The sequence below is a fragment of the Janthinobacterium sp. BHSEK genome, from assembly GCF_056174685.1.
Genome location: NZ_JBWBYV010000138.1, coordinates 1 through 7,318, shown reverse-complemented (window position 1 = coordinate 7,318; position 7,318 = coordinate 1). Strand labels below are relative to the sequence as shown.

Sequence of the window (7,318 nt, the reverse complement as noted above, 5' to 3'; positions counted from 1 at the left end):
AAGGCTGCCCTGGTAGGCCAGCACGGTCTGCTTGAAGGACTCGGGCACGGGCTGCGTGGCCTGCTGTTCATAGTCGTACATGACGTGCACGGAAATGGCCTTGGCCATCACCACGCCCTGTTCGTCGCCAATGTGCATGACGTGCTCCATTTCAAAGCTCTTGCCGCCGAACTTGGAGACATGGCTGAGCACCAGCACCTTGTCGCCGTACTTCGCCTGGGCGATGTATTCGCACGCGGTTTTCACCATGATGTGCGGCAGCTTCTCGCTCTTCGGAATTTCCAGGATGCGGTGCATGTATTCGAGGTAGGCCGTCTGCATGTACTCGTAGTACACGGGGCTGCTGACGTGGCCCATCGAGTCGGTGTCGCAGTAACGGATGTCGAGATTGGTCTTGAAAGAGCGGCGCATCATTGTGTCCTCATGTGGCGGTTATATCCGGTCAGGCCGGCTTGGGTAGTGACATTTCGCCAATGATGCTAAGACCGATCGAGGGTGCCTCACAAGACGCAATATCTGAGGGCCGACGTCCAAATATCTGAGGAGCCGGATGGCGCCCGTTGCGCTACCATCGCTGCAGAAGTATTCCGGCAACAAGGACCCGGCGCATGGCGCCGCGGCTGCCGCGCCCACCGGCGCGGCCCACCGGTTTCCTCTTCCCCACCCTATTGAATGAAAGGCGCATCGATGAAAATCGCGATCCTGGCTGACCGCCTCGAGCTGTTGAACATCAAGAAAGATTCGACCTACGCGATGATGCAGGAAGCGGCCGCGCGCGGCCACGCATTGCACGTATTCGAACAGCGGCATCTGCACTGCGAAGGGGGCGTGGTCAGCGCCCATGCGGCGCGCGTGCACCTGACCGACGCGGCAGGCGCGTGGTTCCAGCGGGAGGCGGCGGCGACGCTGCCGCTGGCGCGGTACGACGCGGTGCTGGTGCGCAAGGACCCGCCGTTCGACATGGAATACCTGTACAGCACCCACCTGCTGGACATGGCGCAGCGCCAGGGCGCGCGCGTCTTCAACCGGCCATCGGCCGTGCGCGACCACAACGAGAAACTGGCGATCCTCGAATTCGCGCCGTTCTGCGCGCCGACCCTGGTCAGCCGCGAGCCGTCGCGCCTGCGCGCCTTCCACGCCGAGCACGGCGACGTGATCTTCAAGCCGCTCGACGGCATGGGCGGCGCCGGCATCTTCCGCGTGCGCGAGGACGGCATGAACCTGGGCGCCACCGTCGAAATGCTGACGCGCGACGGCGCCGTCACCATCATGGCGCAGCGCTACATTCCCGCCATCAGCGAAGGCGACAAGCGCATCCTGCTGATCGGCGGCAAGCCGGTGCCGCACGCGCTGGCGCGCATTCCGCAGGCGGGCGAGGTGCGCGGCAACCTGGCTGCCGGCGGACGCGGCGAAGCGCGCGCGCTGACGGCGCGCGACCGCGAGATCGCCGACACCCTGGCGCCCGTGCTGGCGGCGCGCGGCCTGCTGCTGGTCGGGCTGGACGTGATCGGCGCGCATCTGACCGAAATCAATGTCACCAGTCCGACCTGCTTCCGCGAAATCATGCAGCAGACGGGTTTCGACGTGGCGGGCATGTTCATCGATGCGCTGGAAACGGCGGCATCGCTCACGCACACGAACGAGGAACAAGCATGAACAAGGTAAGCACACTGCAAAGCTGGATAGGCGGACGCTGGATGGGCAGCGAAGCGGGACTGTCGCTGCACAGCGCCATCGACAATGCGCTGATCTATCACACGCATGCCGAGTCGGTCGACGCGCAGCACGCGCTCGACTATGCGCGCCGCACCGGCGTGCCGGCATTGATGGCCCTCGACTTCCAGCAGCGGGCGGCCTGCCTGCGGGCGCTGGCATCGCACATCCAGCACCATCGCGAGGAGCTGTACACGATCGCCCACCTGAGCGGCGCCACGCGCGCCGACAGCAAGCAGGATATCTGCGCCGGCATCGGCGTGCTCAATTCCTACGCCGGCATCGCCGCCAGCGGCCTGCCTTCCGGTAACGTGCTGCACGAAGCGCCCGCCATGTCGCTGTGCCGGCGCGGCGGCGCGGCCGGCACGCACATCATGGTGCCGCGCGGCGGCGTGGCCCTGCACATCAACCCGTTCAACCTGCCCGTCTGGTCGCTGCTGGAAAAATTCGCCGCCAGCTTTCTGGCCGCCATGCCCTGCATCGTCAAGCCGGCCACCTGCACCAGCTACCTGGCCGAAGCGCTGGTGCGCCTGATCGACGCTTCCGGCCTGCTGCCGAAAGGCGCGCTGCAGCTGGCCATCGGCCCCGCCGATGCCTTGCTGGCGCGCCTGCAGGACAACGACGCCGTCAGCTTCACGGGCTCGGACGCCACCGCCACGACACTGCGCAAGCACCCCAACCTGCTGGCGCGCTCGGTGCAGCTCAGCCTGGGCGCGGCGTCGCTGAACTGCGCCATCCTGGGACCGGACGTGCGCAGCGGCGAGCCGGAATTCGAGCTGCTGGTCGACGCCATCGTGCGTTCGATGACGGTCAAGGCGGGCCAGGACGGCGCCGCGATCCGCCGCGTGATGGTGCCGCACGGGCAGATCGAAGCGCTGACGGCGCGCCTGCGCGAACGCCTGGCGGCGGTGGTGATCGGCGACCCGGCGCAGGCGGGCGTGCAAATGGGGCCGCTGGCGTCGCAGGAACAGCGCAGCGAACTGGGCGCCCGCGTGCGCGCCCTGGCCGAGGAAAGCGACATCGTCTGCGGCCAGGTGGACGGCTACGCGCCGGCAGGAGACAGGGTGCGCGACGGCGCCTTTGCCGCGCCCACCCTGCTGCTGTGCCGCGGCGGCGCGCGCGGCGACGCCGTGCATGAGATCGAGGCCTTCGGACCCGTCTGCGCGCTGATGCCGTATGCGGACGTGGAGGAAGCGCTGGCGCTGGCCGCGCGCGGCAGGGGCAGCCTGGCCAGCACGCTGGCCACGCGCGACCCGAAGCTGGCCGCGTATGCCGTGCCGCGCCTGGCCGCCTCGCACGGGCGCGTGCTGGTGCTGGAACGCGAAGTGGCGGCGGCGGGGACGGACGTGCTGGCCTCGGCGCACCTGAAGTACGGCGGCCCTGGCCGCGCCGGCTGCGGCGAGCAGCTGGGCGGCTTGCGCGCCATCTCGCAATACCTGCAACGCTCGGCGCTGCAAGGCTCGCCCACCATGCTGACGGCCGTGACGGGCGAATACGTGCGCGGCGCCGCCGTGCGCGAAAGCGTGCAGCATCCGTTCCGCAAGCATTTCGACGAGCTGGAAGTGGGCGAATCACTGCTGACGCACCGGCGCACCGTGTGCGAAGCGGACATCGTCGCCTTCGGCGGCATCTCGGGCGATTATTTCTACATGCATTTCGACGAGATCGCCGCGCGCGATTCGCAGTTCGGCCGACGCATCGCGCACGGCTATTTCGTGCTGGCGGCGGCGGCCGGACTGTTCGTGTCCCCGGCGCCGGGTCCCGTGCTGGCCAACTACGGGCTCGACGACCTGCGCTTCGTCGCCCCGGTGGGCATCGGCGACACCATCCGCGCGCGCCTGACGTGCAAGCGCAAGGTCGACCGCCAGCGGCGCGACGACAAGGGCGTCGGCCAGGGCGTGGTGTCGTGGGACGTGCAGGTCACCAACCAGAACGATGAACTGGTGGCCAGCTACGACATCCTGACCCTGGTGGCCAAGCGCGGGGCCATGAGCGGCAGCCCTCAGCATTCCTGATGGCGCGGCTCAAGAAATACAAATAGCCAAGCTTATCCGCCTCTTCCAGAATGGCGGCTGACGAGATGAAGCCAACCGGGTATTTCAGGGACCAGAAGGGGTGCGGCGCGCCACTTCCGGTCCCGGGACAGCGCTGCTGTAGCAGATTCGACTGACGCTGCGCAGGCCAGCACCTGCGCCCTCCCTTCCCGTGGCTTCCCTTCTGACAAAGACGACCTTCCCATGCGACATGCCGTACCCCTTTTCCTGCTTGGCGCCAGCGCGCTGCCCATCGCCCCCCTCTCCTTCGCACAGCACATGCCGGATGCGCGCGCCGGACAGGCGGCGCCGCTGGCGACCCTGCCCGAAGTCAAGCTGATCGACCAGTCCGCGCCGGACGCGCCCCTGCCGGGCATCACGCGCATTTCGCGCGAGACCCTGCAGCGTCAGCAAGCGATGGACGTGGCCGACGTCTTTGCCGGCGAAGCGGTCGTCAGCGTGGGCGGCGGCGCCGGCAATGCGCAGCGCCTCTACCTGCGCGGCGTCGATGGCGCCAACCTGAACATCAGCATCGACGGCGCGCGCCAGGGCCGCAGCCTGCACCAGCACCGGGGCGACCTGGCCGGCATCGATCCCGACCTGCTGAAACAGGTCGATATCCAGCCCGGCCCCAGCGCCGAGGCGGGGCCGGGCGCGCTGGGCGGCAGCATCCGCTTTGACACCGTCGATGCGCAGGACTTGCTGGTGCCGGGAAGGCGCGCGGGCGCCACCGTGCGCGCGGCGTACGCCAGCGCCGACGAAGCGCGGCGCGGCGCCGTCAGCGCGTACGGCATGCTGGGCGAGACGCTGGACAATAAGCTGGGCCTGCTGGCCCATGTGAGCGCCGTCAACCGCGACAACTACCGCATCGGCGGCGGTGGCGACGTGCCCCATTCGGCCGGGCGCGACCGCGACTACCTGCTCAAACTGAGTCTGCTGGAGCTGGCCGGCCACAGCCTGCGGCTGGGCGCGGCGCGCAACCGCAATGCGGGACTCTACCTGTTCGGCCGGGTCGGCAGCGACAACGGCTATGCGCCCGCGAACGCCGTGCCCACCTACCAGCGCAGCGCGCGCCATACCTATACGCTGGAGCACCGCTACCAGCCGGCCGGCAATGCCCTGCTGGACTGGAAATTCAATCTGTACCAGAACGAGAACACGCTGGAAGACGTGCCCCAGGCGCGCAGCGCCAGGACGACGGAACGGGGCGGCAGCGCGCGCAATACGGCGCACCTGGCCTTGGCCGGCACGCAGCACCGCCTGACGGCCGGCGCCGACTTCATGGACGAGGAAGGCACGACGAACGGCGTGCTGGGCGCCGCCATCCTGGGAGCGGGCCGCAAAACCACGCAGACACGCAACCTGGGCCTCTTCGTGCAGGAGCGCATGCGCTGGCAAGCCGTGCAGCTGTCGCTGGGCGTGCGACACGACCGCTACGACACCGCCTTCGGACCGCGCACCGTCAAGGGCGGCAAGACGTCGCCGAACGCCGGCGCCGAAGTGGAGCTGGGTGGCGGCGTGGGCGCCTTTGCCAGCTATGGCGAGGCGGTGCGCGCCAGCGGCATCATCCCCATCGGTTTCCTCACCAGCGTGGACAAGAAAAGCAATTTCAACAACGGCAAGCCCTTCAAGCCGGAAACCTCGGACACGCGCGAAGCGGGATTACAGTACGAAGGCGCCGATGCGCTGCAGGACGGCGACCGCCTGACCGTACGCCTCGGCTATTTCGACACCCGCATTGCCAACCTGATCGAGTGGGCCGGCCAGGGCGCAGCGTATCCCGCGTATATCCGCAACATGCCCGAGACCCTGCGTTCCAGGGGCTGGGAATGGAAGGCGCGCTGGCAGCGCGGCGGCTACGCCACGTCCTTGGGCGTGGTGCTGGCCGATACCACGCTGGGCGGCAAGCCCTTGAACCCGTCGCGCCGCGTGGGCACGGCCCTGGGCGACCGGCTCACGTGGGACAGCCACTGGCGGATGCTGCCCGGCCTCACGGCCGGCTATACCGTGAACGCCGTGCGGCGCCTGGAGGACGTGCCGAAAGCGGCGGTGCAGCGGGCCGGCTATGTGCTGCACGACGTCCAGCTGCAATGGCAGCCGGCCGCGCTGCGCGCGCTGAGCCTGGCGCTGGCCGTGCGCAACCTGGGCGACAAGCGCTACACGAGCCACAGTTCGCTCGACGGCGGCGTCGGCAATATCCTGCCGGAGCCGGGACGCGACGTGCGCGTCAGCGCGAATTACCAGTTTTAAGCGATTCCCCCTCCAATCAACCATCCTTGAAGAGAAGAGAACCATGACCCATACCACCCAAGCGGGCGCGCGCTGCGGCCTGTACCTCGTCAGCGCCGGCATCGGCGACCCCGACAGCATCACCGTCAAGGCGCAGAAAATCCTGCGCGGCGCCGATATCGTATTCGGCATCCCGCGCCTGCTCGAAGCGTTTGCCGACCTGCTCGGCGGCAAGGAGCTGCACAAGGCCGGCCACGGCCTGTTCAGTCCCCTGGCGCGGCGCGACACGCCGGAAGAGGAAGTCGACGCCATGGAAAAACAGACGCGCCAGATCATCCATGCGGCAGCGGCGGCCGGCAAGACCGTCGCCGTGCTCGACTACGGCGACGCCATGATCTTCGGGCCGCAATCGGGCTACCTGAGCGAGTTCAGCGAACTCAATCCCATCGTCATCCCTGGCATCTCCTGCTTCAATGCGGCCAATGCGGCGCTGGCCCGCGACGTCACCGGCGGCAAGCGCAGCCGCTCCGTCATCCTCGCCGCCTCGGCCGATACGCGCGACGACTACACGGGCAGCGACACCCTGGACAAGCTGGCCGCCACCGGTTCCACCCTGGTCTTCTTTACCATGCGCGCCGACCTGCCGTCGCTGGTCGAACGCCTGGCGCGCCACCTGCCCGGCAGCACGCCGCTGGCCATCGTCGCGCACGCAGGCGCCGACGCGAAACAGGCCGTGCTGCGCGCCACGCTGGACACGGTGCTGGCCCGCACGGAGAACGACAAGCCGCCGTTCGAACACCTGGTGTATGTAGGCGATTTCCTGGGCTAAGTAATCCTCAGGAAATTATTGTGAATTTATGACGAACAGAACCGGATGCTATGCAAGGCGCCCGCTGCGACGCAGTGCGAGCACTGCTAGCAGCGGGCAACGCCGCAGAGCGCCGGTTATGGAAGTCAGAAATCACAATAATTTAGGCTATGTCACCGTCAGATGTGGGAATGCTCCGAGTGTTGCCTTCAATAATGTTTCCGGCGAACGGATACGCCCGGCGTCGAGTATCCAGCGCCAGCCCAGGTAATTCGGCAGGTAGCGCGTCGCCACCCCGTGAAAGGGGCGTAGCCATTCCCGCAGGCGGCTGTGATAGGCATTGACGTGCTGCACATGCACGGCGCCCTGCACCCGGATGCCTGCGCGCAAATTGACGGCCTCGTGGCTGATCCCCGCCTCCTTTGCAAAAGCCCGGTAGGCGGCATGGCCATCGGTGAGCAACAGGATATCCTTGTCGATCATGGGCAACAAATAATGGCGCACCTGCGCCTGCGTCAGCGCTCCTTTTCCCGTG

The 7,318-nt window shown here is 67.6% G+C and carries 6 protein-coding genes; 4 read left to right on the top strand and 2 right to left on the bottom strand.

Features of this window, described 5'->3' with window-relative positions:
* The coding region (locus AC0V2Y_RS27540; protein ID WP_475418418.1) for an acyl-CoA thioesterase at positions 1-414 on the bottom strand (414 nt) is incomplete at its 3' end.
* Positions 415-687: 273 nt separating this feature from the next.
* Between AC0V2Y_RS27540 and gshB the strand changes: the two genes are divergently transcribed.
* The 4 genes from gshB (at position 688) to AC0V2Y_RS27520 (ending at position 6,804) form a co-directional block, all read left to right on the top strand.
* Positions 688-1,656: a glutathione synthase gene (gshB, locus tag AC0V2Y_RS27535; RefSeq protein ID WP_475417754.1), complete on the top strand. Its 969-nt coding sequence runs from the start codon at positions 688-690 to the stop codon at positions 1,654-1,656.
* Positions 1,653-3,728, top strand: coding sequence for a phenylacetic acid degradation bifunctional protein PaaZ (gene paaZ / locus AC0V2Y_RS27530; RefSeq protein ID WP_475417755.1), 2,076 nt, complete (start codon positions 1,653-1,655; stop codon positions 3,726-3,728). Before gshB ends, paaZ begins: the two co-directional genes overlap by 4 nt.
* A 222-nt stretch (positions 3,729-3,950) precedes the next feature.
* On the top strand, positions 3,951-5,996 hold the full coding sequence (locus AC0V2Y_RS27525; RefSeq protein WP_475417756.1) for a TonB-dependent receptor domain-containing protein: 2,046 nt from the start codon (positions 3,951-3,953) through the stop codon (positions 5,994-5,996).
* A gap of 43 nt (positions 5,997-6,039) precedes the next feature.
* Complete coding sequence (locus AC0V2Y_RS27520) at positions 6,040-6,804, top strand: SAM-dependent methyltransferase (RefSeq protein ID WP_475417757.1); 765 nt, start codon at positions 6,040-6,042, stop codon at positions 6,802-6,804.
* A 147-nt stretch (positions 6,805-6,951) separates the two neighbouring features.
* Here the strand turns inward: AC0V2Y_RS27520 and AC0V2Y_RS27515 are convergent.
* Positions 6,952-7,318, bottom strand: a 367-nt coding sequence (locus AC0V2Y_RS27515) for an IS1595 family transposase (RefSeq protein WP_475416044.1), incomplete at its 5' end; no start/stop codon positions are given.

Bases quoted from the DNA above. Each gene is read 5' to 3' on its own strand.
- gshB (WP_475417754.1), top strand. From the start codon at position 688: ATGAAAATCGCGATCCTGGCTGACCGCCTCGAGCTGTTGAACATCAAG.
- paaZ (WP_475417755.1), top strand. From the start codon at position 1,653: ATGAACAAGGTAAGCACACTGCAAAGCTGGATAGGCGGACGCTGGATG.
- AC0V2Y_RS27525 (WP_475417756.1), top strand. From the start codon at position 3,951: ATGCGACATGCCGTACCCCTTTTCCTGCTTGGCGCCAGCGCGCTGCCC.
- AC0V2Y_RS27520 (WP_475417757.1), top strand. From the start codon at position 6,040: ATGACCCATACCACCCAAGCGGGCGCGCGCTGCGGCCTGTACCTCGTC.